General features: G+C 55.2%; 19 protein-coding genes and 1 pseudogene. 8 read left to right on the plus strand and 12 right to left on the minus strand.

Going from position 1 to position 26,076, the window contains the following annotated elements; all coding sequences use genetic code 11:
* Window positions 1-90: 90 nt before the first annotated feature.
* Complete coding sequence (locus OHL20_RS19840; RefSeq protein WP_263384884.1) at window positions 91-411, minus strand: hypothetical protein; 321 nt, start codon at window positions 409-411, stop codon at window positions 91-93.
* Between the two features lie 367 nt (window positions 412-778).
* Here OHL20_RS19840 and OHL20_RS19845 point away from each other — a divergent pair, with 367 nt between their 5' ends.
* Entirely contained in the window at window positions 779-1,453 is a 675-nt protein-coding gene (locus OHL20_RS19845) for a hypothetical protein (protein ID WP_263384885.1), read from the plus strand.
* Here OHL20_RS19845 and OHL20_RS19850 read toward each other — a convergent pair.
* From OHL20_RS19850 to OHL20_RS19860, 3 genes are read right to left on the minus strand one after another with little or no spacing between them, the layout of a single operon-like run.
* Window positions 1,397-1,981, minus strand: a complete 585-nt coding sequence (locus OHL20_RS19850; RefSeq protein ID WP_263384886.1) for a GMC family oxidoreductase — start codon at window positions 1,979-1,981, stop codon at window positions 1,397-1,399. The genes OHL20_RS19845 and OHL20_RS19850 overlap by 57 nt on opposite strands.
* The gene (locus OHL20_RS19855; RefSeq protein ID WP_263384887.1) at window positions 1,978-3,075 is read right to left on the minus strand and encodes a GMC family oxidoreductase N-terminal domain-containing protein; all 1,098 of its coding nucleotides are present in this window, start codon (window positions 3,073-3,075) and stop codon (window positions 1,978-1,980) included. The genes OHL20_RS19850 and OHL20_RS19855 overlap by 4 nt, the downstream gene beginning before the upstream one ends.
* Window positions 3,076-3,077: 2 nt before the next feature.
* Window positions 3,078-3,668, minus strand: coding sequence for a gluconate 2-dehydrogenase subunit 3 family protein (locus OHL20_RS19860; protein ID WP_263384888.1), 591 nt, complete (start codon window positions 3,666-3,668; stop codon window positions 3,078-3,080).
* 430 nt (window positions 3,669-4,098) lie between these two features.
* On the opposite strand from OHL20_RS19860, the gene OHL20_RS19865 reads away from it, so the two are divergent.
* Window positions 4,099-5,214, plus strand: coding sequence for a homocysteine S-methyltransferase family protein (locus OHL20_RS19865; protein ID WP_263384889.1), 1,116 nt, complete (start codon window positions 4,099-4,101; stop codon window positions 5,212-5,214).
* A 74-nt stretch (window positions 5,215-5,288) separates the two neighbouring features.
* Window positions 5,289-7,919: a methionine synthase gene (metH, locus tag OHL20_RS19870; RefSeq protein ID WP_396272500.1), complete on the plus strand. Its 2,631-nt coding sequence runs from the start codon at window positions 5,289-5,291 to the stop codon at window positions 7,917-7,919.
* 121 nt (window positions 7,920-8,040) lie between these two features.
* Here the strand turns inward: metH and OHL20_RS19875 are convergent, their stop codons facing one another.
* Window positions 8,041-11,427 carry an Ig domain-containing protein gene (locus OHL20_RS19875; RefSeq protein WP_263384891.1) on the minus strand — a complete coding sequence of 1,129 codons (3,387 nt, stop codon included), beginning with the start codon at window positions 11,425-11,427 and terminating at the stop codon, window positions 8,041-8,043.
* Between the two features lie 162 nt (window positions 11,428-11,589).
* Here OHL20_RS19875 and OHL20_RS19880 point away from each other — a divergent pair, with 162 nt between their 5' ends.
* Complete coding sequence (locus tag OHL20_RS19880; protein ID WP_317890978.1) at window positions 11,590-11,823, plus strand: HU family DNA-binding protein; 234 nt, start codon at window positions 11,590-11,592, stop codon at window positions 11,821-11,823.
* A gap of 140 nt (window positions 11,824-11,963) precedes the next feature.
* The gene (locus OHL20_RS19885; protein ID WP_263384892.1) at window positions 11,964-12,452 is read left to right on the plus strand and encodes a hypothetical protein; all 489 of its coding nucleotides are present in this window, start codon (window positions 11,964-11,966) and stop codon (window positions 12,450-12,452) included.
* Between the two features lie 187 nt (window positions 12,453-12,639).
* Here the strand turns inward: OHL20_RS19885 and OHL20_RS19890 are convergent, their stop codons facing one another.
* Window positions 12,640-13,929, minus strand: a complete 1,290-nt coding sequence (locus OHL20_RS19890) for a hypothetical protein (protein ID WP_263384893.1) — start codon at window positions 13,927-13,929, stop codon at window positions 12,640-12,642.
* Between the two features lie 353 nt (window positions 13,930-14,282).
* Here OHL20_RS19890 and OHL20_RS19895 point away from each other — a divergent pair, with 353 nt between their 5' ends.
* Window positions 14,283-17,645 (plus strand): TonB-dependent receptor, encoded by a 3,363-nt coding sequence (locus OHL20_RS19895; RefSeq protein WP_263384894.1) that lies wholly within the window; start codon window positions 14,283-14,285, stop codon window positions 17,643-17,645.
* A gap of 479 nt (window positions 17,646-18,124) precedes the next feature.
* On the opposite strand, the gene OHL20_RS19900 is transcribed toward OHL20_RS19895, so the two are convergent.
* The 5 genes from OHL20_RS19900 to OHL20_RS19920 all read right to left on the minus strand — a co-directional run bounded on the left by OHL20_RS19900 (window position 18,125) and on the right by OHL20_RS19920 (window position 22,358).
* Window positions 18,125-18,517 carry a tautomerase family protein gene (locus OHL20_RS19900; RefSeq protein ID WP_263384895.1) on the minus strand — a complete coding sequence of 131 codons (393 nt, stop codon included), beginning with the start codon at window positions 18,515-18,517 and terminating at the stop codon, window positions 18,125-18,127.
* 333 nt (window positions 18,518-18,850) lie between these two features.
* Entirely contained in the window at window positions 18,851-19,675 is an 825-nt protein-coding gene (locus tag OHL20_RS19905; protein ID WP_263384896.1) for an aldo/keto reductase, read from the minus strand.
* Between the two features lie 50 nt (window positions 19,676-19,725).
* The gene (locus OHL20_RS19910) at window positions 19,726-20,442 is read right to left on the minus strand and encodes an SDR family oxidoreductase (protein WP_263384897.1); all 717 of its coding nucleotides are present in this window, start codon (window positions 20,440-20,442) and stop codon (window positions 19,726-19,728) included.
* Window positions 20,443-20,530: 88 nt separating this feature from the next.
* Window positions 20,531-21,598, minus strand: a complete 1,068-nt coding sequence (locus OHL20_RS19915; protein ID WP_263384898.1) for an SDR family oxidoreductase — start codon at window positions 21,596-21,598, stop codon at window positions 20,531-20,533.
* A 97-nt stretch (window positions 21,599-21,695) separates the two neighbouring features.
* Window positions 21,696-22,358, minus strand: coding sequence for a TetR/AcrR family transcriptional regulator (locus OHL20_RS19920; protein WP_263384899.1), 663 nt, complete (start codon window positions 22,356-22,358; stop codon window positions 21,696-21,698).
* A 63-nt stretch (window positions 22,359-22,421) separates the two neighbouring features.
* On the opposite strand from OHL20_RS19920, the gene OHL20_RS19925 reads away from it, so the two are divergent.
* Window positions 22,422-23,156 carry an SDR family NAD(P)-dependent oxidoreductase gene (locus OHL20_RS19925; RefSeq protein ID WP_263384900.1) on the plus strand — a complete coding sequence of 245 codons (735 nt, stop codon included), beginning with the start codon at window positions 22,422-22,424 and terminating at the stop codon, window positions 23,154-23,156.
* A gap of 2 nt (window positions 23,157-23,158) precedes the next feature.
* A complete protein-coding gene (locus OHL20_RS19930; RefSeq protein WP_263384901.1) occupies window positions 23,159-23,932 on the plus strand; it encodes a siderophore-interacting protein in 774 nt (257 codons plus the stop codon).
* A 612-nt stretch (window positions 23,933-24,544) separates the two neighbouring features.
* On the opposite strand, the pseudogene OHL20_RS25445 reads toward OHL20_RS19930, so the two are convergent.
* Window positions 24,545-25,768: pseudogene (locus OHL20_RS25445) on the minus strand (ISNCY family transposase); the annotation flags it as partial.
* Window positions 25,769-26,076: the final 308 nt, after the last annotated feature.

Here is a 26,076-nt window from a genome sequence, read left to right on the forward strand (position 1 = left end):
CTGTCGCGCGGTTGCGCGTATCCGTGCATCTTCGAAGCGGCCACGCGCACCCGGCACGTGGCGGGAAGAAGGTAGCCCGCCGTTTATAAATCAGGCCTGCTCGACGAGGAAGTATTGCCTGCCTGTAAGGTCCGCCCCAAGCCCAGGAAAGATCGAGGACTGGTGCGCGTTGTGCTGCAGTTCAAAGTAGTACTGAGGAGCAAACTTCGTGCTGGCGTATGCGGCGGGGATAACAGCGTGGTAGACGCCTCCTCTCTGAGCCGTCGTCTCGGCAGTCTCATAGTACTCAGCCTGATTGACGTGGCGATACTTGAGGCGCATCTCCCCAACCGGAGAGGTGACATGCACTTCGATGGTCTGTGGTGTACCAGATGTAAAGCTTGCAGCGGGCTTGTGACAAGATTGGCACATTAAACTTCAACGCGCCCGAACAGCAAGTATGGATTCTAGGCATGGTGGAAAGCTAGACATGCAACTACGATCTCGACGGGATCGTGTGGGGTTCGGAGCGGCAAGGGCCGCTTTGTAACATGCTTGGCGCTAGTCATTCGCACCCGTCGCTTTCGAGCATCTGCGACTTTCGGAAGACACGATTGCGAAGGCTAAGGCACAGGGCATCAATCCCGACCGTGCGGAGCAGGGCTTTCTGGAACTTGAGAAGTTTGTCACTTCTACCCGTAAGGGCATGAAGCCCACGGATGGCTGCTACGTCACGCTATGGCGTCTCATGCTGCGTTATCCCGAGTTGCTTGCGTGGGAGTCGCTCCGGACACAAAGCTTGCGCGAGACGCAGAAGTCGATATACGACAAAGTCAAGTCCCTCAAACCGGAGATGGGTGTGGGCTGGCACGTGTGGAACAACAACTCGTTCAGTCCGATCTATCGTGCGGAGCAGGACCGTGCCGAGATGGCTCCGTACACTGACTTCCTTAAAGTTGTTATGTATCAAAACTGCGCTGGCGAACGCATGGTCGACTACGTGAACTCGGTTGGTGAAACCTATTTTGGTGACGTGCCGAAACAGGAGCTCCTTGAGTTCCATTACCGCGTGCTGGACTATGGACCCGAAGCGGATATGAAGCATCTTGCCGCCACGGGCTTCTCCGCGGACTATGTGCTGCGCGAAACTAAGCGTGCCGAAGAAGGGTTGGCCGGAGCCAAGACGAAGCTATGGCCAGGCATTGATATCGACATCCCAACGGGAAACAACAGCGTGAAGAGCACTCCCGAGATGATGAGGGCCGCGGTAGAGGCAGCGTTCAAAGGAGGCGCGGACGGGGTCATTCTCTCGCGTAAATACCCCGAGATGAAGCTCGCAAATGTGCGCATAGCAGGCGAAGCACTCCGCGATCGTTTGGTTTTGGCATGCGCAGCGTTATCTGTTGAAGTTGTTAATCTAGAGTTCGCCTTGCTTCATTTGGGCCACAGCGTAATCGCAAGCACGTGCAGTTAAAGCCATATAAGTAAGAGATGGATTCACGCAGGACGAAGAGGCCATGCAGGAACCATCCGTGACGAACAGATTTTTGATGTCATGAGCCTGGTTGTGCTCGTTGAGAACGGATGTTTTTGGGTCGCGTCCCATGCGGGCACTGCCCATCTCATGGATGGATTCTCCGGGTAACGACTGCGATGTAGAGGCGATGATGTCCTTAGCGCCAGCAGCTTCGAGCATCTCCGCGGCGGTGATGGCCATGTCGTTGTAGATGGCAAGCTCGTTGGGTTGCCACTTGCAACTTATTTTCATCGCAGGGATGCCCCAGGCATCCACTTTGTTCTTGTCAATTACGAGGTGATTGTTGTGATTAGGCAGGCACTCACCGAAGCCGGTAAAGCTGAAGCGCCATGGGCCGGGCTTCTTCAGCATGTTTTTGAAGTCCACGCCGAAGCCGGGCATGTCGCTGCCGCGCTCCCATCCTTCGCGGCGTCCGCCGCCCTGAAAGCCATAGCCGCGCAGGAAGGCGGGATGCTTCTCCTTCACGTTCCTGAACCGGGGAATATAGATGCCGTTGGGCCGGTTTCCATCTGCACGTGATCTTCGTGGCCGGGGATGGTTCCGGAGGCCCCGCCTTTGAAGATGTGATCCATGAGATTGTGGCCGAGTTCGCCACTGGAGTTAGCGAGACCGGCAGGAAACTCCGGGGTGGCGGAGTTGAGCAGGATGCGGGCAGACTCGAGCGTGGAGGCGCAGAGAAAGACGATGCGGGCGTGGAACTCTATGGTCTCGCGGGTCTGGGCGTCGACAACGCGGACACCGGTGATCCTGCGGGTTTGAGGATCAAAGATAAGGCTGTGAACGACGCTAAATGGACGCAAGGTCATCTTACCGGTTGCCTGCGCAGCGGGAAGGGTCGAATTGATGCTGCTGAAGTATGAGCGGGTGATGCAGCCTCGCTGGCATGGGCCGCAGTAGTGGCAGGGGGCGCGACCGAGATGGAAGTCAGTAAGGATGGCTACGCGGCCGATGGTCATCATGCGGTCATCTGAAAATTTGCCGGCGATCGACTTTTTTACTGCGATCTCAGCGCAGTTCATCTCCATGGGCGGCAGGAACTTGCTGTCGGGCAAGTGGGCCAAGCCCTCTGCCTGACCGCTGACTCCGATGAAATTTTCGACGTAGGTGTACCAAGGCTCGATGTCTTTGTAGCGGATGGGCCAGTCGACGCCGATGCCCTCCTTAGCGTTGGCCTCAAAGTCGAGATCGCTGAGTCTGTAGGTCTGGCGGCCCCACATGACGGAACGTCCACCGACATGACGACCGCGGAGGAAGAGATAGGGACTATCGGGGTCGGTAGTGTATGGGTTCTCCCGGTCATCGACAAAGAACTTGGCGTTCCACTCATCGCCGATCTTGGATTGCACAGGCCGGCTGGTCAGTTCCGCCTTGCGGTCGCGCAGGCCACGGAACTTCACTTCCCATGGTGGAACGTGTTCGACGTAGTCGACCTCGGGAACGATAGAGCGTCCGGCTTCGAGCACCAGCGTCTGCATACCCTTTTCGGTGAGTTCCTTTGCAGCCCAACCACCGGACATGCCCGAGCCGATCACAATTGCGTCATAGGTATTTGCTGGCATAGTTATGCAACCCCCGTAATGGCGACGCAGCCCCCGCCGCTGGCGGGGATGATGGATTTGTGGAGCTCATTCTCAAAGCCAACCTCTGAGGTGTAGTAGCCAAGGAGCGTTAGTTTTTTCATCATCCCGAAAAAGTTCAAAGGAGCGACGGCTAGCTGTTGGCCTGCGGCTTCCGCTGCGGCCTGCTGCTTGCGAGCCACGGAGGCCTCATCGTCGAGAGACTGCATGATCCTGGTCTGTTGGACGGTGCTTGCGTCCACGAACTGCTTGCCGAAGAGCTTCTGGCTGCGACTGTCGACATCGGCCAGTCCGGCAAGGAAGCGAGCTGTTGAGGCGTCGTCATACCAATCGAAGAGGATGAGGTCAATGAATTCATTGACCTTGGTAGCCTTCGCGCCCGGGGTATCGGTCTGCGGAATGATGAGTTCGGCGATCATGGTGACGGTCGCGTCCTGATGGCGGTTCAGGGCTTTCAGGCCGGGGGTGTCCGCGAGTTCCGCGTGCATGTTGTGGAAGAGGGAGAAGGCATCCGGCGTTAGTGCGGGTATGATCGCTGCCGATGCGAGCAGCCTAAGTACTTCCCTACGATCCATCTGAGCTCCTCCTAAGGCATCAAGAACTACCTGCCTTATCGCGTCTCTTATGATAACCCTGCGTATGCACCTCCGGCATCCTTGTGGAACCCCGCTTTGACAGGTCAAAAAGGTAGGGCCATTTTTGGAGAAGAATGCTGCACCGAGGGCGGTTTACCTGATGGTGCCTGCGCAGCGTCTGCGTCAACTCTCCGGAGAGGCTCACAGAACCTCTCCGTCTATGGCCTGAGCCATGGGCAGCTTATGTAAAGCAGAGTTGTTTCGAACTGCATCGTGCTGACGTCAGGGGCTTGTGCGCTCGGGGAGAGTCGCTGGGTCGTTATAATAACGAAGGCGGCTTTTGTGCTAAGCGTGACAGAGCCCTGCCAAGCACGCAGATGTTGAGGGCCTTCCATTGCCAACACTGCAACGCAGAGGATTACAGGGAGACATGACTACAGCCAGCCAACATCCTCTAGAAAAGATACTCGAGAGCCGGATTGCCATTATCGATGGAGCCATGGGCACGACGATCCGCACCTACGGCATGCAGGAAGTGGATATTCGCGGGGAGCGTTTCAAAGACTCGAATAAGGATCTACTTAATAACGGGGATCTTTTTTCCCTGACACAACCAGACATGATCTGTGACATCCATCGCCGGTTCCTTGAGGCTGGCGCTGACATCATCGAGACGAATACGTTTGGCGCGACCAGCATTACGCAGAGCGAGTTCTTTGTCGAGGATCCAAGAGAGTCCGGCGGGCGCAAAGATCCCGACTTCTATCAGAAGGTCATCGAGGATTCGGCGCTCAACAGCCTGGCGTGGGAGATCAACGAGCAGTCGGCTCGGCAGTGCAGGGAGTGGGCCGATCGTGTGGGAAACACGACGGGTCGGCAACGGTTTGTAGCCGGTGCGATTGGACCGCTGACGGTGTCTCTATCGAACTCGCCAGACGCTGATGACGCGGGCTTCAGAGTTGTGACATTCGACCAGGTGAAGGCTGCTTATGCGTCGCAGGTCCGCGCCCTTATAGCTGGTGGATCCGATCTTCTTCTTGTCGAAACAATCTTCGACTCACTCAACGCCAAGGCGGCGCTGGTCGCGATTCGCGAGGTCTTCGATGAGGATGGATTGACGGCGAGTCATAAGGAGTTGCCGGTGATGATCTCTGCAGCGGTAGGGCGCGGAGGCGAGACGCTTATCTCGGCGCAGACCACGGAGGCCTTCTGGAATGCGGTAAAGCATGTGAACCCGCTGTCGGTAGGACTGAATTGCTCCCTTGGACCTGATCTGATGTATCCATTTCTGGAAGAGCTTTCGGAGAAGGCCAATGTGGCGATCTCATGCTATCCGAACGCTGGTCTACCGAATCCGCTTTCGGAGACGGGCTTCGACCTGGGACCTCCAGATATGGCTCGCTACCTGGGAGACTTTGCACAGAGTGGTTTGATCAACATCGCTGGCGGATGCTGCGGCAATACGCCGGAGCATATCGCAGCGATTGCGAAGGCACTAGAAGGCAGAGTTCCGCGCAAGCTCAATCGGATCGAGGTCGCAGCTTGAGCGTTGCCATAGAGACTAAACCGCTCCGGCTGTCAGGATCACAACCCTTTACTCAGCAACCTGGCGTTTACATCATGATTGGTGAGCGGACCAACGTGGCCGGCTCGCCCAAATTTGCAAAGCTGGTGAAAGAAGGTAAGTACGAAGAGGCAGTGAGTGTGGCCCGGCAGCAGGTGGAGAACGGAGCCAACGTCATCGACATCTGTATGGATGAGGGCATGATCGATGGCGTTGCGGCGATGACGCGCTACCTGCAACTGCTGGGGAGCGAACCAGAGGTCGCGAAGGTTCCCTTCATGGTGGACTCCTCGAAGTGGGAGGTCATTGAAGCGGGACTGAAATGCCTGCAGGGTAAGGGAATCGTCAACTCGATCTCGCTTAAGGAAGGCGAGGAGAAGTTCCGCCAGAACGCCGCTGCAGTGCTGAAGTACGGCGCGGCGGTCGTGGTGATGGCCTTTGACGAGCAAGGCCAGGCGGCTACGTACGAAGAAAAGATCCGCATCTGTGAGCGCGCATATCGGATACTGGTCGACGAGGTTGGCTTTCCGCCTGAGGACATTATCTTCGATCCAAATATCCTAACCGTTGCCACGGGCATGGAAGAGCACAATAACTACGCAGTCGATTTTATCAACGCAACGCGCTGGATTAAAGCTAATCTGCGGCACGCGAAGGTTTCGGGCGGTGTATCAAATATTTCGTTCAGCTTTCGCGGCAATAACAAAGTTCGCGAGGCAATGCACTCGGCGTTTCTCTACCATGCAATCTCCGCCGGTATGGACATGGGCATCGTAAACGCCGGGATGCTTGAGGTATACGAGGAGATCGAACCCGAGCTGAAGATGCTGGTTGAAGACGTGCTGCTCAATCGACGTCCCGATGCCACAGAGCGCCTCGTAGATCACGGTGAAAAGCTCAAGAACGTCGGTCAGATCGTCAGTGAGAAGAAGGCTGAAGAGTGGCGCGCTGGCGCTGTGGAGGAGCGCCTTTCGCATGCTTTGGTGAGAGGCATCGACTCCTATATAGAAATCGACACCGAAGAAGCCCGCATTAAGTTAGGCCGCCCACTTCTTGTAATTGAAGGTCCATTGATGGCTGGTATGAGCGTGGTGGGTGACTTGTTCGGTGCAGGCAAGATGTTTCTGCCCCAGGTTGTAAAGTCTGCACGCGTGATGAAGAAAGCCGTCGCGCATCTCACCCCTTTTATGGAGGCCGAGAAGGCTGCGATGGAAGCGGCTGGTCTTGTCGTCAAAGCGCAAGGAAAGATTATCCTCGCAACGGTCAAAGGGGACGTTCACGACATCGGTAAGAATATTGTCGGCGTCGTGCTCGCGTGCAACAACTACGAAGTTATCGATATGGGAGTAATGGTCTCGTGCGAAAAGATCCTCGAACGGGCCAAGGCAGAGAAAGCTGATCTGATTGGCCTCAGTGGGCTGATTACGCCATCTCTTGACGAGATGGTGCACGTGGCGAAGGAGATGGAGCGTCAGGGCTTCAAACTGCCGCTACTCGTTGGCGGAGCTACCACCAGCCGGGCGCACACCGCGGTTAAGATTGCGCCACACTACAGCGAGCCGGTAATCCACGTGCTCGACGCGAGTCGAGCAGTTCCAGTAACAACCAGTCTTCTTAGCGATGACGGAAAAGCTGAGTTTGTTTTACGTCATCGCGCTGACTACGAGGCGATACGTAAGAAGCACTCCGCGCCAAAGCAGAAGACAATTGCGCTTGAGACCGCTCGTGCCAGGCACACTCCAATCGAATGGCGCTGTGAGGACCTGCCTGCACCCGAGTTCATCGGCATCCGTGTGCTGGATAACTTTCCCTTGGATATGTTGCGCGAGTACATCGACTGGTCACCGTTCTTCCATACTTGGGGCATGAAGGGCATCTATCCGCGCATCTTCGATCACGAGGAGCAAGGTGCCGAGGCCCGCAAGCTCTTCGCTGACGGCAATGCGCTGCTGGACGTAATTATTGAGAAGAACCTGATCGTGGCCCGTGGTGTGTACGGTTTATTTCCTGCCAATGCCGTCGGCGATGACATCGAATTGTACGCGGACGACACACGGGACGAGGTGCTTGAGCGGTTCCATTTTCTCCGCCAACAAGCGAATAGAGAAGGAAATGAACCTTGCCGATCACTAGCTGACTTTATAGCGCCGAAGGAAACGAAGCTTCGGGATCATATCGGTGCGTTTGCTGTAACAAGCGGAATCGGCCTTAAGGAATTATGTGATGGGTTCAGAGCTGAGAACGATGACTACAACGCGATAATGGCTGAGGCTCTTGCAGACCGACTGGCCGAGGCGTTCGCCGAATGTCTGCATAAGCGAGTGCGGGATGAGTGGACGTACGGACTTGCAGAAGATCTCAGCCCCGCGGAACTGATCCGTGAGACATACCGGGGAATTAGGCCGGCTCCCGGTTATCCAGCTTGTCCGGACCACACGGAAAAAGGTACGCTCTGGCGTCTCCTCAATGTGCAGGCCAACACTGGGATGCTTATTACGGAGTCGTTCGCAATGTGGCCTGGATCGAGTGTCAGTGGCATCTATTTTGCTCACCCAGAATCCCGCTATTTCAGCCTCGGCAAGATTGATCGTGATCAGGTCGACGATTACCACGAACGTAAGGGTATGAGTGTAGAAGAGGTCGAGCGATGGCTTGGACCAAATCTTAATTACGATCCTGCGGAATAGTATTCGAGCTGCGTCTTCTTTGACACGGGCGAGTGAAGACAAAAACTCTCAAAGAGCCGGGGGAGCCAGAATACTCCGGTGTGAACCGTCAGCCCTCGATTACTCAGCAGTCCGTCGGCGACTACGGTATGTCAACGAGTATGCGAGAACCTGAGTTGAAGACAAGGTAGTTCCCGGCGATGGTTGAAACTCCTTGATTCAACAGCACAGTTGTTTTACCAAGTAGGAGGGGTTCTGTCCAAACAAGCGCGCCAGTACTCAGGGAATAGATGGAATAGGTGACTGGTGAATAGATCTCGTTGGGGCTTACAGTCTGGAAGCCACCAAGATATCCCGAATTCTGAGGTGGAGCGAGTTGGGGAAGCGTGGGCAGGTTAGCGAGCTGGTTGCCCGTGGCATCGAAGATCGCTGCCCCGGTACTGGCCAAGGTCCCATTGCCGTTGTTCCCAGTGAAGTTGTTGACCAGGAGTCGGTTGTTGTCGATCCAGCCAACGATGAAACCGTTCACGGTCGCGACAAGCGCACCGTTCTTGTAGATGCTGGTCTGGGAGGTCGCCGAGTAGTCGCCCGTCGAGGCGGCCACGAGGGTTCCATCGGGTGATAGGAACATGGCTTCGCTTCCTTCATAGACGCCGGAAGCTGGGTGGTCGGACCAGATGATGGGAGTACCAGCAAGCGGGGTGACTTGGCGGGTGTAATCGAAGTACAGCCCGTTATAGGTGCCTAATAGTTGACCAAGGGCAGTGCCTGAGCCAGAGAGCGTGAAATCGAAGAGAAACGGAGTGGGCGGCGTGTCGACAAATTGATAAGGAAAGCTTTTGGTAAGAGTGCCGTCGGGCAGCGAATAAATGTTGAGAGTTCGGTCGGGTTCATATTGCGACTCGACATCGCTTGCTTTAGCGGCGAGAACAGTTCCGTCGATCGAGAGGGCTAGCTTGGAGCTAGTGAAGTTAATGGTGTTGGTGATCGTTGGGGAATCGGGATTGTAGGAAAGTATCTTGCCTGAGGCAGTGGCGATCGAGACCAGCCCAGGTGCTCCCGCGATGCTTAGAGCGTTGCCGTAGCCAAAGAAGCGGGTGTTGGTTGTGACACTCGGGCCATCGAGGACGACTCCATTGTGGTTTCCAGCGACCCATTGCGTGGGAGAGGTTGCAGCAAAGGTAGTTACATAGGCAACGGGCAGCGTGGCCTGCGTGAGGACTGGGGTTGAACCGGAGAGGTCAACGATAGAGGCGGCGCCCGTTCCATAGGCCAGCAGACCGATTGTAGAACCTGAGGGAACGAGTGTGGTGATCGAGCCGAAGGGGTACGAGATGACCGGGGTGGTCGCTCCGACCGTGTAAAAGATGAGGCTCGAACTGGATGGGAAGCGCCAGAGCCAGTTACCGTACCCGTTAAGACCCTCTAACGAGTTGAGAGAGATCATGCCTTCCTGGCTCGAGAGGGAAGAGTACGTATAGACGCTATAGAGAGGCGGCGAAAACGGTGGGTTGAGGTCCAGCGTGTTGGTAATGAAATGGCTGCCATCAGTAAACCAAGTGTTGAAATTGGCAAGAAAGACTGGGCCGATGGACGAGGTTCCGTTCGGGATGGAATCAGTTTCGATCACATTGTTGCCTGCTGGCCCAAGTGCGACCTGAAGCTGTTGTGGAGCGGCAAAGGCGTTGGCTCGCGAGTAGTCGCCAGAACGGGTGAATAGCTGGTGTCCATCAGCCGTACTCCAAACAAAAAGCCCCGAAGAGTAGCCAGCAGCGACATAGCTGCCGTCGGTCGCAAGCTTCCACCAGGAGATTCGGGCGAGAGCGGGCAAACTCACGGTAGTGATGAGCTTGCCATTCGCATTGGAGCGAATCTCAACTGTATTTGCAGCGCCGATAGCCAGCGCTGCACCGGCCATATCCGCTGGATAGGGGAGTTTCGGGTTCGGCGCAATTGCATCGCCACTGGCTAGCTCGTTGGTTGCGATGTAGTCCCACAACGCCCAGTGACCACTGATGTCCTGACTGAAGAGACGGGTGGGTTGGAGACGCAGGAGGGAGATCTGATTGGCGTGACCTAGATCCACAAGGCTAAAGACGCTGAAGCTGGCCACCGCAATGCCAAGGTTTGCGGTGGTTGAGCCAACGGCGTTGCTTGCGGTGATTGTGTAATTAGTCTGCGCGCTGACGGCACCTGGGGTTCCGGAGATGGCTCCCGTCGTTGCACTCAGGCTCAGTCCATTTGGAAGTGCAGGACTGATGGTGTAGCTGGTCACGGTTCCGGTAATTGTAGGTGTATCCGTAGTGATGGCCTGGCCGACGTTTGCCGCAATGGTTGTTTGTGGATAGGCGAGACCGGTTGGGGCACCGAGGTTGACGACGATCTGCACGGTTGCTGTCGTATTGCCGGAAGCATTGGCGGCAGTGACGGTGTAGGTCGCTTGTAGGACGGCTGCGGCTGGGGTTCCGGAGATGGCTCCTGTCGACACGCTCAGGCTAAGTCCAGTCGGCAGTGCAGGACTGACGGTATAGCTGGTCACGGTTCCGGTCACGCTTGGCGTATCCGTGGCGATAGCCTGGCCGATTGTTGCAGCAATGTTTGTTTGCGGATAGATGAGGTTGGTTGGGGCGCTGAGGTTGACGACGATCTGCACGGTTGCTGTCGTATTGCCGGAAGCATTGGCGGCGGTAACGGTGTAGGTCGCTTGCGGGACGGCTGCGGCTGGGGTTCCGGAGATGGCTCCTGTCGTGGCATTCAGGCTAAGTCCTGCAGGAAGCGCAGGAGAAATGGTGTAGCTGGTCACGATTCCGGTCACGCTTGGGATGTCTGCGGCGATCGCCTGGCCTACTGCGGCCGTGATCTTAGTCTGCGGATAAGCGAGATTGGTGGGCGGGGCCACGTTCACGACAATTTGTACGGCCGCCATCGTTGAGCCTGAAAGATTCGTGGCTGTAATCGTGTAGGTCGCCTGAGCCGCGACCATGGTCGGGACGCCGGAGATTGTTCCAGTCGACGTACTGAGACTAAGTCCAGCGGGGAGCGCCGGACTGACGGTAAAGCTCGTTACGGTCCCGGTTACGGTGGGCATATCCGGCGTGATGGCCTGGCCGACTGTCGCGACGATAGCGGTTTGCGGATAGACAAGGAGTGTTGGCGCGAGTGCATTGACCACAATCTGCAAGGTGGTCGTCGTATTGCCCGAAGAGCTCATTGCAGTCACGGTGTAGGTAGCTTGTGCTGCGACCGCTGTCGGCGTTCCAGAGATTGCTCCCGTCGTGGCGTTGAGGTTGAGTCCTGCAGGAAGCGCTGGACTAATGGTATAGCTCGTTACAGTTCCGGTGACAGAAGGAGTATCTGCAGCGATCTCCTGGCCTACCATCGCGGTGATGGTACTTTGCGGATAAACCAGATTTGTCGGCGGAGCCGGGTTTGAGGGGTTTGAGGGATGCGAGCCGCAACCTACTATCGCGAGCAGCAGACAGGCTAAGGTGAGCAGAAACGTGGTTATAAGCTGTGCTCGATAAGACAACTGCCTCTCTACAAGCACAACAGAGTTGATTGCCACAACAACCACCCTATCTAGGTACAGTGGAACTCTACCACCTGTCAGTGTAGACCGTCGACGAACAATTGTAGAGCGCTTTGAACCTTTTGCTTCTTCAGCCGACAGACTGGCTGATTTCCCACGAGATTGTCAACGAATATAAGAACGAGAAGGTTCTGTAAATCATCGAGTTCCGGGCAGCAACCGCAACGAAGAGACAAAAAAGAACGGGAGTTCACGATCCCGGGCCTCGGCAAGCTCGTAAGAGCTCAGCATGCTGCGCGTCTCGGTCGCAATCTTCAGACCGGCGAATCGATCAAGACCAAGGCAAAGACGACAGTGAAGTCCGCGTCGCGGAGGCAGCCAAGGATGCTTAAATAGCATTGCGATTGACGATGCGGGTTGGATGGTTCCAGACTTCGGGCCCCAGCCCTAAAACCGTTGCCGCTCGAGTGCTGGCCGAGGTGACGCGGCAGGTCGAGCATCCGGATCGAGAGTTCTAGATACTTTGCAATGCGGGGATGATGGCGATCGAAACCGGCGTTCTTGAACTGCTCCTCTATCGTGTCGGTCGGTCCCTTCCCCTCCCAGGAGCCGACGGGAGCTTCGTGGTCTCGGCATCGAAGCCGAGCGCCTTCCCTCGCTGCGCGGCCTACTGGCAACCTAGCTTTGCCGGCGCGACAGTCACCGTTCTCAGCCCGTATGGGGGAGGCTCCTCAACCGGTGGCCGCCTTCCATTCAAGGCGCGGGCGGCAACGATGTCACGCTCTGGATCAAGGCTCCTCGACCGCATGGAGGGCAGCATCACTCGCCGGCTCGCCGACTACCGCTTGGTTCATGGCGTGCTTTCACCCATCCTCGAGATGAAACTGGTCGGAGACAACGAACTCACGGTCATCTACACGAGCCGCGGCCTGCTCCTGCATCTTGATAGGGCCGCATTCATTGTTCCATTTCTCAAGGATTACACGCTGCCTGCAGGCGGGGTTACGATGGTCGCCGAGGGCTGATTGATCTCTCAATCGAAGATCAACGGCAAAGGACCTTTAGTGACTGAAACTTTGCCGATCAAAGGATCCAGCATTCGCCTCACCGCGGGGTCTAAGCTGATTTCTTGGGTTGGCGGTCACACTTCTTCCCAGATTCTCTTAGGCTTGTCCAACGTGCCTTCTGCTTGTTGTACGGATCACTTTCTGCTTACCAGATCGTGACCGCGAGTATCTTGGCGGAGCCTGCCATTCCGTTGACTACATCCGTGCTCAGCACCACTTCGAAGTCGTGATCCTTGAAGCGAGGGCCAAGCCGTCGCCGCAACTCTTCGACTTGATTGCTGTCGGAGATGAACTCTCCGGCCGCCGCGGTCCCGCTCATGCCGATGCCTGCTACGACCATCTCGGGTTGACCTGTTTGTTGATTGTGGAGCCGCGCGATGATTGCGTAGTCATTTGTGACCGCACCATAAGGCTGCTTGAGATCCAACGACCACTCCTTCGCGGCTGGATTCAGCTGATCTGAGATCCAATATCGCTCCCGATCACTGCCGGTAAAGCGAAAGCGGAGTGGAGTAAGCGCACGCATCGTCCACTGATTATCCAGCCCGCCAATCAGGATCGTAGGCCCGTCGCGCAGATCTTCAAGGCTTGTAGCCACATTGAGTCGTACTCTGTAACTGCGATGATGGAGGGTAAGTAGATCCGCAATCTTCAGCGTGGCCAGTACATCGGAATAGACGACGTTCTCATCAAGCGACTCGTGTACAAGGAAGGTAGAACCTCTACCCACTGCTGAGTCGAAGTTACGGATGGTAGAGCTGGTATTGCCCACCTCGGACGCTGAGGCAGGTCCTGGCCGCTTGCCAACGTCGGTAGGAATACAGAAGAGAATTGGCTGCCTAGAGCCAAGTATTGGTGCCCAGAGCTCCTCCAGAGCGGAGGGTTGGAGAAAGTGCACGTAGCCAAACAATCCGATGGCAGAAATAATCACTGTCACAAACGAGATGACCTGCCAACCGAAGATCCTTCGCCTCTCAGAATCGGCGGGCGCGGCAGAGATCAAGGCAGAGGCGGGTGAAGATGGTATTGGGTCTTCCAGAGCCTCGAAAACTTTCTTCGGTTCCCGGGTGCGAAACTCCGGAGCGTATCGCCCAGGTAGCAGTTCGATTCGCATCTCGGCGTCGTGCTCTTCATCATGGTAGTACTGCGCGATCCGTTTCCGTACCTCCGCGATGGTAACGCGAACGATGGGGTCGGTCGCGGTGTCGTAGTCAGGTGGGCGATCAAATACACGTACACCGAGTAGACGCTCCTTGAGGTATTCGCCACGGCCCTCAAGTGTCTCTTCCACAATGAAACGTAGAAGAGCAGGGTACCTTCGACTGTTCTTGAAGTGGTGAGTCTCAAGCAGACGGTGAAGCTGCAGACGTACGCGATCGCGCTCCTCTTCGCTCATAGGTGCGGCGACGGACGTCGGTTCGTGTGTGGTGTACATGATGCGAGCCTTTCAAGCTGACTCAGCATAAGCCTGTCCCTGATGATCTGACAAGCTGTAACTCTTTACCTTCTTTACCTACGCCAAAATGTTGAAGATATGGCCTATATCAGTCTTTACCTAACGGGTTCATACCAGAATGTACCTGTTGCTTATGCGGGCCGGCGCGTAGAGTGCAGTGACGAAACGAAACGTTCGCGGATGAGGCGCAGAAGTTCGTTTGCCCTCGCCTGTCCTTTGTTCTCGCTCGATAAACCCTGCAACACAGGAATGAACTACCTATGATTAAATCGATACGAAAGACAGACTCACCTTGCACTGGCCAGTGCGTAGAGACCTACTCCAGACGAGCATTGCGTTGGTTCTTACTCGCAGCAATCCTCATCTTTGCCCATTCTTTCGCATTTGGACAACTCACAACGGCTGACATTGTCGGAACGGTTACGGACGCAACAGGCGCTGTTATCCCTGGAGCCAAGGTGACTGTACTCAACCTTGACACTCATGATCAGAGAAATGCCACTGCCAACGCAACCGGTGAGTACCAGTTCACCCTTCTTCCTGTGGGACGGTACACCGTCACAGTTGTGGTAGAAGGCTTTAAAACCTCAGCGACGTCAACCCTGCCCGTCGAGGCCGGCGACCGCGCCCGGGCCGATATCCACATGGAGACCGGCGGCTCATCAGAAACTGTGACCGTTGAAGCGCAGACCCCCCTACTGCAGGCTGATAACGCCGTCGTCAGTTCTACTGTGACAGCGAAGGCTGTGCAAGACCTTCCGCTTAATGGGCGAAACTTCGTGCAGTTGGTTCAGCTCGTGCCCGGGGCAAATGAAGGACCAGGCAATGGTCTGACCAGTGGTGGCCGTCCGGACGACCGTCGCAATACTAGTGGCTTCTCTGTCAACGGGCAGGATGACACCCTGAACAACTATGTGATCGACGGTATCGACGACAACGAGCGTGTGATCGGCACCATCGGCGTCAAGCCAAATGTCGAAGGAATCCAGGAGATCACCGTTCAGACGAATAGCTATTCTGCTGAGGCAGGCCGTACGGCGGGCGGAGTGGTCAACATCGTGACGCGCTCCGGTACCAACCAGTTTCATGGCACGGCTTACGAATTCTTCCGTAATGACATCTTCGATGCCCGGAACGTCTTCCAGACAACAGGAAGCAAGCCCGAACTGCGGCAGAATCAGTTTGGAGCCAGCGTTGGAGGTCCAGTATTCAAAGATCGCACCTTTTTCTTCGGAGACTATGAAGGGTATCGCCAGGTAGCCGGTGTCACGTACAACAGCACGGTGCCGACGATCGACGAGTACAACAACATTCATAGCATCGGTGGGGGTTCGCCATCTGCCCTGGTCGCCGCTGGAAAAGGTACGCAGGGAAGGGTTATTGATCCTATCGCGTTGAACTATCTGCTGCTGTTCCCCGCGCCAACGTCTGCGGGTCTGGCAAACAACTACACCGTCAGCCCTAATCGTACTCAGTACAGCAATATCTTCGACGCTCGGGTCGACCACAAGTTCAGTGCAAAGAATATGTTCTTCGGCCGGTACTCCTACAACAAGGTTGATACCAACACGCCTCAAGCGCTCGGGAACGCCAACGGACTTGACATCAGCGGAGGGCGGTATATTTTTGCGGGTCCTGCGACCAGTACGGCACAGCAGTATGCGTTTGGCCTCACACACATCATCAATCAGAACCTCGTGGTTGATCTGCGAGCAGCCTTCACGCGAGTCAACAACCTATCGCTTCCGCTGAACTACGGTTCGAATCCTGACACAAAGCTGGGTTTCGGATCAAATATGAACTTCAACGCCCTTTCCTCCTTCTTGACACCCATCCAGTTCGGACCATTCAGCGACATCGGAGATGGCGCCTACGTTCCGCTACAGGATATTGACAACACGTTTCAATACGCAGGAAGTGTGAGCTATACGAAGGGCGCCCACAATATAAAGGCTGGTGGAAGCTTCATACGTCGCCAAGCGCGCAACATACAGAGTGCCTTCGCTGCTGGTCAGTATACCTTTGGCCTACCAAGCGATAACGTCTCGGGCAACCTGAAACAGACGCAGGACAATAATCTTGCCTCCTCGCTCGTGGGAGCTTTCTCTGCCGCAAGCCGCAACTACAACTTGAACCCACCGGATTACCGAAGTTATGAACCGAGTGGCTTCGTTCAAGACAGCTGGAAGATCACGCCGAACTTTACCCTAATCTTCGGCATCCGCTACGACGTTTTCACCCCGTTCACAGAAGCACATAATCACATTTCGAATTTTGACTTCCTGCAAGCTTCGGGATCTACGGCTGCAACGATCGCCTCTTCTCTCAAGGTGGCGGGGGCCAACGGCGTCGATGGACACGCAGGAATTCAGACAGACTACTCCAATCTCGCTCCGCGGCTTGGCTTCTCCACCTCGATTACGCCGACCACGGTGGTTCGTGGAGGGTATGGACTAAGCTTCTTCCCAGGCAATTACACATCGAACGCCGACCTTAAGAACGCGCCGTTTGTCTCCGTCTACTCACCCAACTGCCAGTCGAGTGCGGCCGTGCAGATCGAGGCAAGTCAGGGCATAACCACTGGCCAGAATCCGGACTGCGCGAGCATCGCCGGCGCTAGTACCACCTTTGACCAAGGACTTCCGCTTCCTGCTCCACAGACAATTAGTAGTCCCGCACTTTCCTTTGTTGCGGAGAATCCACACTTTCGATCTGCACTGATTCAGCAGTTCAACCTGCAAGTGGAGAAGCAGTTTGGAGCGAACGTCGTCACCATCGGCTATGTAGGAAACATAGGCCAACATCTGCCAGAGACAATCAACGATATTAATGTACCGAAGCCTTTTGATCCGGCTACAGGCTCTTCTGCTCGCCCACTCTCGTCAACGCTGGGCAATTTGGGCCAAGTCGGATGGCTTCAGAGTGAGGGAGTTTCGAACTATCATGCTCTACAAACGTCGATCCAGCGCCGCTTCACGAAGGGGCTTGCGTTCGACGCAAACTACACCTTTGCCAAGGCTTTAAGCGACATCACGGGCTTCTCCGAGGAGGGCCAGCAGGGATGGAGTAACGCTGACCCAACACGGATTGGTCAGATTGAATATGGCATCGCCGAAAACAATATCAAGAGCCGCTTCGCTTTATCTCTGAACTACGAGTTTCAATACGGCAAAGGATTTACCGGCATCAAGAAGCAGGTCCTTGCCGGCTGGCAGATCAACACGATTGCGGTCTGGCAGAGTGGCAAGCCTTTCTCCATCGTAAATGGAGGTAGTGGTATCGATGGTATCTATACCAACAGGGCTACACCTGTGAACAACGGTGGAAGCGATAGGCCAAATCAAATCAGTAATCCCCGTCTCTCCCATAAGACAAGCACGCAGTTCTTCAATACGGCTGCCTTCGCCCCTCAACCCCTTGGAACAATCGGCACCTCGCAGCGTAACTCGCTCTCAGGTCCAACCTTCCGCCACGTCGACCTATCGCTCTTCAAGGACTTTCCCATCATGGAACGTGCTACGGTCCAGTTCCGTGCAGAGTGCTTCGACATATCCAACACGCCAAACTTTTACATCAACAACAATGGTGGCAACAGCAGCACACAATTGGGCAATGCGGCTTTCGGTACGGTCGCGCAGGTCGATCCGAACTACGTTCCCCGTCAGTATCAATTCGCAGTCAAGCTTCGCTTCTAAGCTCGACTGCAAAACTGACGATCCGTTGTCCTGAATGTAATCAGGACAACGGATCGGAACGAATAAACTACACAAGACTTCTCGTAAACAGTAGTGCTACAAATACTCTAGTACAGGATCAAGCGGGCAATCAGACCGTCCACAAGTTCACCATCGCGAATGGCTTGTTCGAAGAAACAACGCCAAGTGTTCCAGACCGATGCTGCAGGAAGAGCAACCTCTACGACTGAATGGGAAAGGGAACCACAAATTACACCTAAGAACAATGTCTGATGCTACGAAAAGGCAGAAAAAGCGCACCTATGGGGTGCGTATCTGGGGTTCTGGCCGTGCCGGAACTTCGATCGGGCAAACCAATGCACTCCCTACTGTGCAGTGTCTTACCACCACATCAGCCAAGGGCTGTAGTAGCAACGCGGGGGCGTGAGATAGCTCTTCCTCGCTACGCTGACATGTTAGCCAGTTACCGCGAAGGCGGACTACGGAAGATCACCTGTAAGGAATTGAGCGCTGCCATTTCCAAAGCTCCAATCGGCATCCCCATTCTCAATAAGGCAAATGACCACATCGCTCGGAGCGATGCCACAGGACGTCGCTAGGTGCTCCGTGAGTGCTCTGTAAAGCTTCACTTTGAGAGCTTCATCACGCTTCTTGCTGAAGATCGTAAAGATCACTACGTCGTCAGTTCTATCGATGTTCAAGCCTGTATCTTGAACGACAAGATGCCCCTTGGCATGCGCTTTGTAGATCTGGTAGCGATCTCTCTCGGGTACACCCAATGCGAGCACGACAGCGCGATGAGCTGCCTCTAAGAGCGCTTGAACCTCTTCTTCCCGGCGTCCTTCAATCACGTCAATCCGTACGAGTGGCATGTTCTTCTCCTTCGTCTAAGGTCCGTGGCCGGAGTGGGGCCGGTTCGACTCGTCCCTTGCTGTGGGGTCATACTTCAAATTGCAGATAGATCATGAGGCATCCCACCACAAGAGCAGGGATCGCTACTGTAAGAGACAGAATCAAATTGAAGATTGCAATGACGTGATTCTCCCAAAAAGCTTTCTCCTCAGCATTTACTAACTCCTGTTTCGTCCAAACTTGACTCTTCATTCCAGCTCCATTAATTCTCTCTGCCGAAGCGTTCGAGAGCAAGTGAGTCCCTATGGACTTCGTGTGCAGACAGCGTCGGCGTTATGTTCATCAATGTTTAGCTATTTGTCCCAGGCGGGCGAGAAGTCGAAACTGTTGAATCGGCCGTCACCCTGAAGCGTATGGATCTTGGCCATGTCTTCCTCAGTCAGCTGAAAGTCGAAGATTTCGAAGTTGGACCTAAGGTTCTTTTCGCTCGAAGCCTTTGGGATCGCGGCGACGTTGGTCTGTTGCACAAGCCAGCGGAGCGCTACCTGAGACGCTGTTTTCTTGTATTTATAGCCGATCTCCTCAAGGATCGGCTGCTCCTTGAGTCTCCCCTGCGCGAGAGGACTATAGGCGGTGATAGCGATATGATGAGGCACCGCAAAACCGAACACGGCCTTCTGCGATAGAAGAACGTGATATTCAATCTGGTTCGTGGCGATCGGGGCTTCGCTGAGTTGGACCGCCTCTTCCATCAGGGCAACAGTGAAGTTGCTGACACCGATGGCTTTAGCCTTACCCTTCTTCGCAACATTGTTGATGGCTTCGATGGTCTCAGCCAGATCCACTTTAGGATTCGGCCAGTGCAGCAAAAGCAGATCAACGTAGTCAGTCTGAAGCTTAGCGAGCGATTCGTCTACCGATCTTTCAAGATCTTCTTTGTGAAACTTGTCGGTCCAGACTTTAGTGGTCAGAAAGATTTCATGACGTGAGACCTCCGACTCGGCGATGGCGGTTCCAACAGCTTCCTCATTGCCGTAGATCTGTGCTGTATCAATATGGCGATAGCCGACTTTCAAGGCGGAGTGAATTGCCTGAATGCCTGCCTTGCCTTTGAGGAGATAGGTTCCCATGCCGAGGGACGGCATCTTGCTTCCGCTACTGAGAATTACGTCGATCATAGAGTCCTCATTCCTAAAGTTAAGAGTGTCCCTGAGATTCATAGTGCTTCCTAAGCGAGACGTCCGCCGCCATCCACATGATGAACGGTGCCTGTCGTAAAGCCGTTGACCAAGAGCATGATTGCGGCCTGTGCCAGGTCCTCTGGCTTCCCAACGCGCTTCACAGGTAGAGAAGCGGCGATCGTCGCAAATGTCGAGCTACGGTCCTTTTCAGGGATGAAGTTCCATCCGTTCGTGTCGGTTACCCCGGGGGAGATGACATTCACACGAATCGGCGCAAGCTCAACCGCCAAGGCTCGGCCTAGTCCCTCGAGGCCGGCATTTACGGCCGCTACGACAGCAGTTCCTGTACCAGGTTTCGACGCAGCAAGGCCAGAAAAGAAGAGAATGGAGCCGCCAGGATCAAGGCTCGCCGCGCCATGCCTTGCCACGAGGATAGGTCCCAGAAACTTGGAGGCGATCATGGAGTCGATCGCGCTACGAGGAAGAGTGGCGAGGGGTCCATAGGTAAGAGAAGCAGCAGTCGTGACAATGTGATCGAGCTTCCCTAAATTCTTAAACGCTTCGACTACACTTGCTTCATCCCCGACGTCGATTGCGATACCCTCGCACGTGCCTCCAATCTTTACTTTGGCGAGGTTGACTTGATCGATCGTGCGCCCGGCGATCACAACCTGGCCTCCCTCGGCCATGGCGGCCTGAGCGATGGCCAGACCGATTCCCGATGTGCCTCCTATGATGAGGATCTTCTGTCCTTGCAATGTCATATTTCCTCCGTGGTGTCGTTTCGAAGCGTGTAGGTGCGCGATGGCACCCAAGGGGTTCCTTCGTGATGCGTTCCGTTTGGCCTATTGCTTAGTCGAGGGGCGGCAGGATGTGTCTCGACCGCATATCGTCGAAGAATTGAGTAAACATGTCTTCGGTATCGATGCAGTCGTGGAAGCCATGCGTCCGTGCTTTTACGGTGCTGCTGATGTTGTCAAAGGCTGAATTGAAGATGAAGTCTCCGAACGGCCAGCTCACCAGATGGTCATAAGGAATGGGCTTCAACCCGTACTTCTCGGTCATCTTTGCCCAGAGCGGAGCCTTATCTGCCATGTAAACCTTCAATGGCATCGGGATCGGTTCTGCAACTTCCATGCGGAAAGCCTTGGCGATCTTGGGCCACATGAACTGCCAACGGAAGTAGTCTCCGTTCGTGATGTTGAAGATCTCGTTCGCAGCGGATGGAGTCTCACCCGCCCACGCTGCAGCCTTTGCAAGTATGTCAGCGGAAGTCACCTGATAGAGAGCGCGGTAGGCGGCTTCCGGTCCAGGGAAGCGCAGAGGAAGGCCAAGCTCTCTTGAGATTGCGGCGTAAACACCGATCACCATCGTAAGGTTCATGGGGTTTCCTACGGAGTAACCGCATACGGCCTCCGGCCGCAGGACGCTGAAGCTCCACTTCTTTCCTGACTGGCTCTCACGAAGATATTGTTCCTGGTCATAGTAAAAGTTTGGCCCCATGAGCCGGGGGTCATCTTCACGAGCCGGAGTCTTGAAGGGACCAAGGTCAGCTCCATACGCTTTGCCACCCTGATAAAGCGTGACGTGCTTCAGTCCAGGAGCATTCTTTTCTACCACTGTCAGCAGATTTTGCAAGAGCGAAACATTGACCGTACTGCGCTCTCCAGGCGTATCTTTTTCCATATAAGCCCCAAAGATGATGTGAGTCACGTCTTTAAGGGGAGCAATCGTATGCTCGACATCTCCAGGGGAAAGAAGATCCACGTTGATCTCCGTCACTCCGTTAAGATCCTCGATTTTGCGGCGAGACAAGCCATAGACAGTGGTATCCGGAAGGGAACTGAAGTGCTTGGCCGCCGCCTGACCGATGACACCCTGAGCGCCTGCGACGAGGATTGACCGTTTGGAACCTGACATGTTGTTTCTCTCCTTAGTGCTATGCACTGTGCAGTGCAATTAGTAATCAGATGCTGATTTGAAAGCGAAGATGCGAAATGCATACAGATTTGTCAGCTCACATCTGACATTTCGCGGTCCCATAAGTCTTCAGGAACATTTCGACGGCAGAATCAACGACCTTTCTCCGTGATCGAGGTGTTGTAGAGGTTTCGATTCCAAGTACCTTCACCCAGAGCAGAGGCTCGTTCACCAGGCCGAAAAATTGGCGCATGGCGAGTTCAACGTCTGAAATAGCGAGGCAGCCATGGCCGGATAGAGCCTGCAGATACGACACAAACTCTTCCATGAGCGGAAGTTTGCCCGCCTCGAAGAAGGTTTCGGCAAGATCGGGAAATTGGGGAATCTCCGAAATGGCCAGCCTCAGAAACGCGATGACTGCCTTGGTCTTCCAGAAATCAGCGATCGCATTGCCCGTTTTCGTGAGGCCAAACCTCGGGTCCCGCAAGGCAATCTCATCAGTAGCCAGTGCCATGACGGGGAACTTGCTCCAGAAGTGCTCTACAACGGCACGGAAGATGGCTTCCTTGCCATCAGGAAATTGATTGTAGAGCGTCCTGCGGGCAACACCTGCAGCCTCGGCAATTAATTCCATACTCGTTCCGCTGTATCGCTTGGCTAAAAAAACCTGTGTTGCGGCATCGAGAATGGTTGCCCTGTTTTCCATCCCCAGGGCGGCAGGTGTACGAGAGCGCTTGCTGCTGATGATCTCTTTCGCCATTTTCATATCTTACCCTGTATTGCACTGTATAGTGCATAGAGGGTCAGATTTATGGGAGTTCACATGGCAGAAAATCTGAGTGGCAAAATCGCACTTGTAACGGGAGCGTCAAGGGGCATCGGGCGGGCGACAGCCCTGGCACTTGCGGAGAGTGGATGTGATGTTGCAATCAACTATCTTCATTCCTCCGATGAGGCTGCCGCAGTCGCGGAGTCCATCGCCATCTTCGGGAGAAGAGCCATTCTCGTTCGGGCCGATGTGACCAGGGAAGACGAGGTCCTACGTCTCGTACAAGACGTAGAGGCTCGTCTCGGTCCCATCGATTTGCTTGTCAACAACGCCGGGGTCAATCCAGTGACATCGCTGGAAAGTATTACGCTTTCGGAATGGAATGAAGTTCTTACCACCAACCTGACTTCCTCGTTTCTAGTATCTCAGGCCGTCATTCCAGGGATGAGGGCGCGAAAATGGGGGCGTCTCATCATGCTCTCCTCGGTGGCGGCCCAAACCGGAGGGGTCATAGGGCCCCATTATGCGGCAAGTAAGGCTGGCATTCTCGGCCTGATGCACAGCTACGCAAATCTTCTTGCCAAAGAGGGGATTACGGCCAATGCCATTGCTCCGGCTCTCATCGAGACAGACATGATTTGGAACAACGATAAGATCAAATCCACCCTGATTCCAATCGGACGGTTCGGCCAGCCCGAAGAGGTCGCGCAAGCGGTCGTCATGCTGGCGAGCAACGGCTACATCACTGGTCAGACCCTTAATCTGAACGGTGGGTGGTACATGAGTTAGCGATGAACAAAGGAACTGTACGCCCCATGGTTTATGGGAGTCTTGACGCGAGGATTCTCCCTCCAAAGCTCATGCCTTTGACTGTTGTGAGCGCGACTCTTCTCACGAAGCGAACGCGACGTCTGACGTTCTTTGGCTCGGACCTGGCTGAAATCCCAGAGCCGAAGGCAGGGCAATGGGTGAAGCTCTTCCCCGACCTGTCGGGAACGGAGCGACATGGGCGCCCATATACCATCAGCAGCTTTAGCCGCTCTGACCGATCACTTCAGATTGACGTCACGCTTCATGGCAAGGGGGCATTCTCGAAGTGGGCTGCTGCTGCACGTTGCGGTGACACAGTGGAAAGCTCCTTGCCTTGCGGGATGTGTAAGATTCCTTCCGGCGCACAGGGCTGCGTATTTGCCGGAGATGAGACTGCAGCCCCGGCCATCCTGTCGATTCTGCGTTCGCTTCCGAGGGGTATCGAAGCCAAAGCGTTCATCGAGATTGGCAGCGACAACGACATCGCGCTGGTGCCGAAGCAGTACGTGGCTCATGTTCATTGGCTCTCTCGGGAATCGGGGCGTCACGCCGTGGGCTCGCTACTAACCCACGCAATCATGTCCACATCGGATCTCGCATCCAAAGATGTTTGGCTGGCTGGCGAACAGAAGGTTGTTGCCACACTGAGAGGGCATTGCCTTCGGACCTGCGGTATAAAAAGCTGCTGTTTGCAAGCAGCAGGGTATTGGAAACAGGGAACTGAGGAGTATCGCGATGAAAAGGGAGAATACTGACCCGGTGTCAATAAAAGGCAACTACGAAGATGTGTGACGCATAACGCCAGGTTTGCAAACATCAAGACGTAAGTGGACGTGCTCTCGGAATGGAAACTAATGCGGGTGTGCTCAACCTGACCGAGACGGGTGTCGCCCTCAGCCTTCCAGCACCACCTGACATGGACGATCTGTTGCAGAACGGATTGGATGCACCACCGTCGCGATACGCTGCCACCAGCCGGCGTGCCTGCCGCGTGCTCAGCCGTAGGATAGCCGCTGCCGAAACCTCGGTGCGGCGCTTCGCCAACACCTCAGAGAGGACTTCTATGCGTCGCAGTTCGTGTCTACGCAGGGTGAAAAGATCCAATCTCCGCCTCCGCCATCTCTCGGAGGGGTAGTTTGGACATTTCAACGTTGCAGAAACCATGACATTTCTAACGAGCCGCTACAGCGCGTGTTGGTACAAAGCGATAACGTCGCTGTTTCTGAAAGCGGTTCTGTCATCATACTGCGTCGTAGTTGTCGTGCGGTGCGTAATGTGGAATCGAGGTACGGTGTCGCTTTCCATCAGGCCGTCATTTTCGCCGCGGACGCCGCCGCGCTTTTCGGTTTGTAGTTGGGCCCATAGAGTTGACGAGGGTTCTTCTTGTAGTCGATCTTCTGGCTGCTGGTCTGCACCTTCGGCTCGCGCTGTACATCCTGCTGTGCCTTGATGATCGTAAGAGCGTGGTTGAGTCGCTTGTTCTCGACGACCGCAGTGTGGCTGACACGTTGGTCTTTGCTGAGGAGGCGATAGGGAAGCGTGCGACCTTTTGATCGGACTTCAAGCGTGCCATCCGGGAACTCGTAGAGATCGAAGTACTTGCCGCCCAGGCCTTCCGAGAGCTCATTCTGGTCGAGGATGATCTGCTTCCTGCCATAGGACATGGTTAGTTGATCGCTCCCATAGCGCTGTTCGCGATGGCACAGGATGTCGTTGAGCCGATTGGTCTTGACGTTGAGAGGCCAATGCAGGTTCTCCGGCTTTGCGGCATACAGCGCGAACCGTTCGTTGAAGCGCTTCAGGAACCCGGGCAGGAACGCGTTGCCGGTGTCCATGTCGCAGACGTTCTCAAGCCGCAACTCTTTACCAGGCGATCCTGCAGCGTACGGTTGGCCCGTTCCACGTGGCCCTTGGCCTGACTGGAGTTGGCGCAGATAATTTCGATATTAAGCTCAGCCAGCGTACGGCGGAACTTCGTCATGCCGGTGCCACCTTGCGCGTCGCGGTTGATCCGAAAGACCGAGTGCATATCCGAGTAGAAGGCTACCGGGCATCCGTGGGTGGCCAGATATCCTTGCAGCGCTTCGAAATGAGAGCCCATGCTCTCGCAGGGCACGAAGCGCAGCTGCATCAAGCTGCTCGTGGCATCGTCGATGAAAACCAGCAACGTGCAACGATCGCCGCGGTCCTCGAACCAGCGATGTTCGCTGCCGTCGATCTGCACTAACTCACCCCGGCACTCACGACGCAGCCTTGGCTGTGCGCACGGTCTCCCGTGAGACCTCGACTCTGTGACGCTCCGGCAAAACCTCCGCTGCGAGCGTCGGCCCGAAGTCACGGTAGTTCTGCCGGACAAGTTTCAGGACCAGCTCACGAACAACTGAGGCCAACTTGTTGCTGTCCGGCCGGCCTCGGCTCTTGTGGATCAGGGCTCCGCCGCCATCACGGTATCTCGCCACCAGCCGCTGCGCCTGTCTCAAGCTCACGCCCAACACACCAGCCGCCGACTCCGTCGTGCGACTGCCTGCCAGTACCTCAGTCAAGATCTCAACCCGTCGTGACTCCTGCTTGCTCATCTGTAGCCAACCCATCTGCCGCCTCCAACCCTTACTTAGGATGGGGCAGCGACACTTTGGCTTTGCAGAGCTACGATATTATTCCTTTGCTACTACAGACCGTGTTGGCGCCCGATAGGAATGTCTCGTTGGGCGCCGGATAGAAATGTCAGTATAGGTCCTTCTCATAACTCGTCGTAGTCGATGCGGTGGGAATGTGTGAAATCGCTGCACTTGCGATTTCCAAGGACTGTAGGAAGAGAGGGAAACGGCTTTATCGTTTTCCTCGCTTTCCATCAGGCCGTCATTTCCACCGTGGGCGCGCCCGCGAGTTTTTCTTTGTA

The sequence above is a fragment of the Granulicella arctica genome, assembly GCF_025685605.1.
In the GTDB taxonomy this organism is placed as follows: domain Bacteria; phylum Acidobacteriota; class Terriglobia; order Terriglobales; family Acidobacteriaceae; genus Edaphobacter; species Edaphobacter arcticus.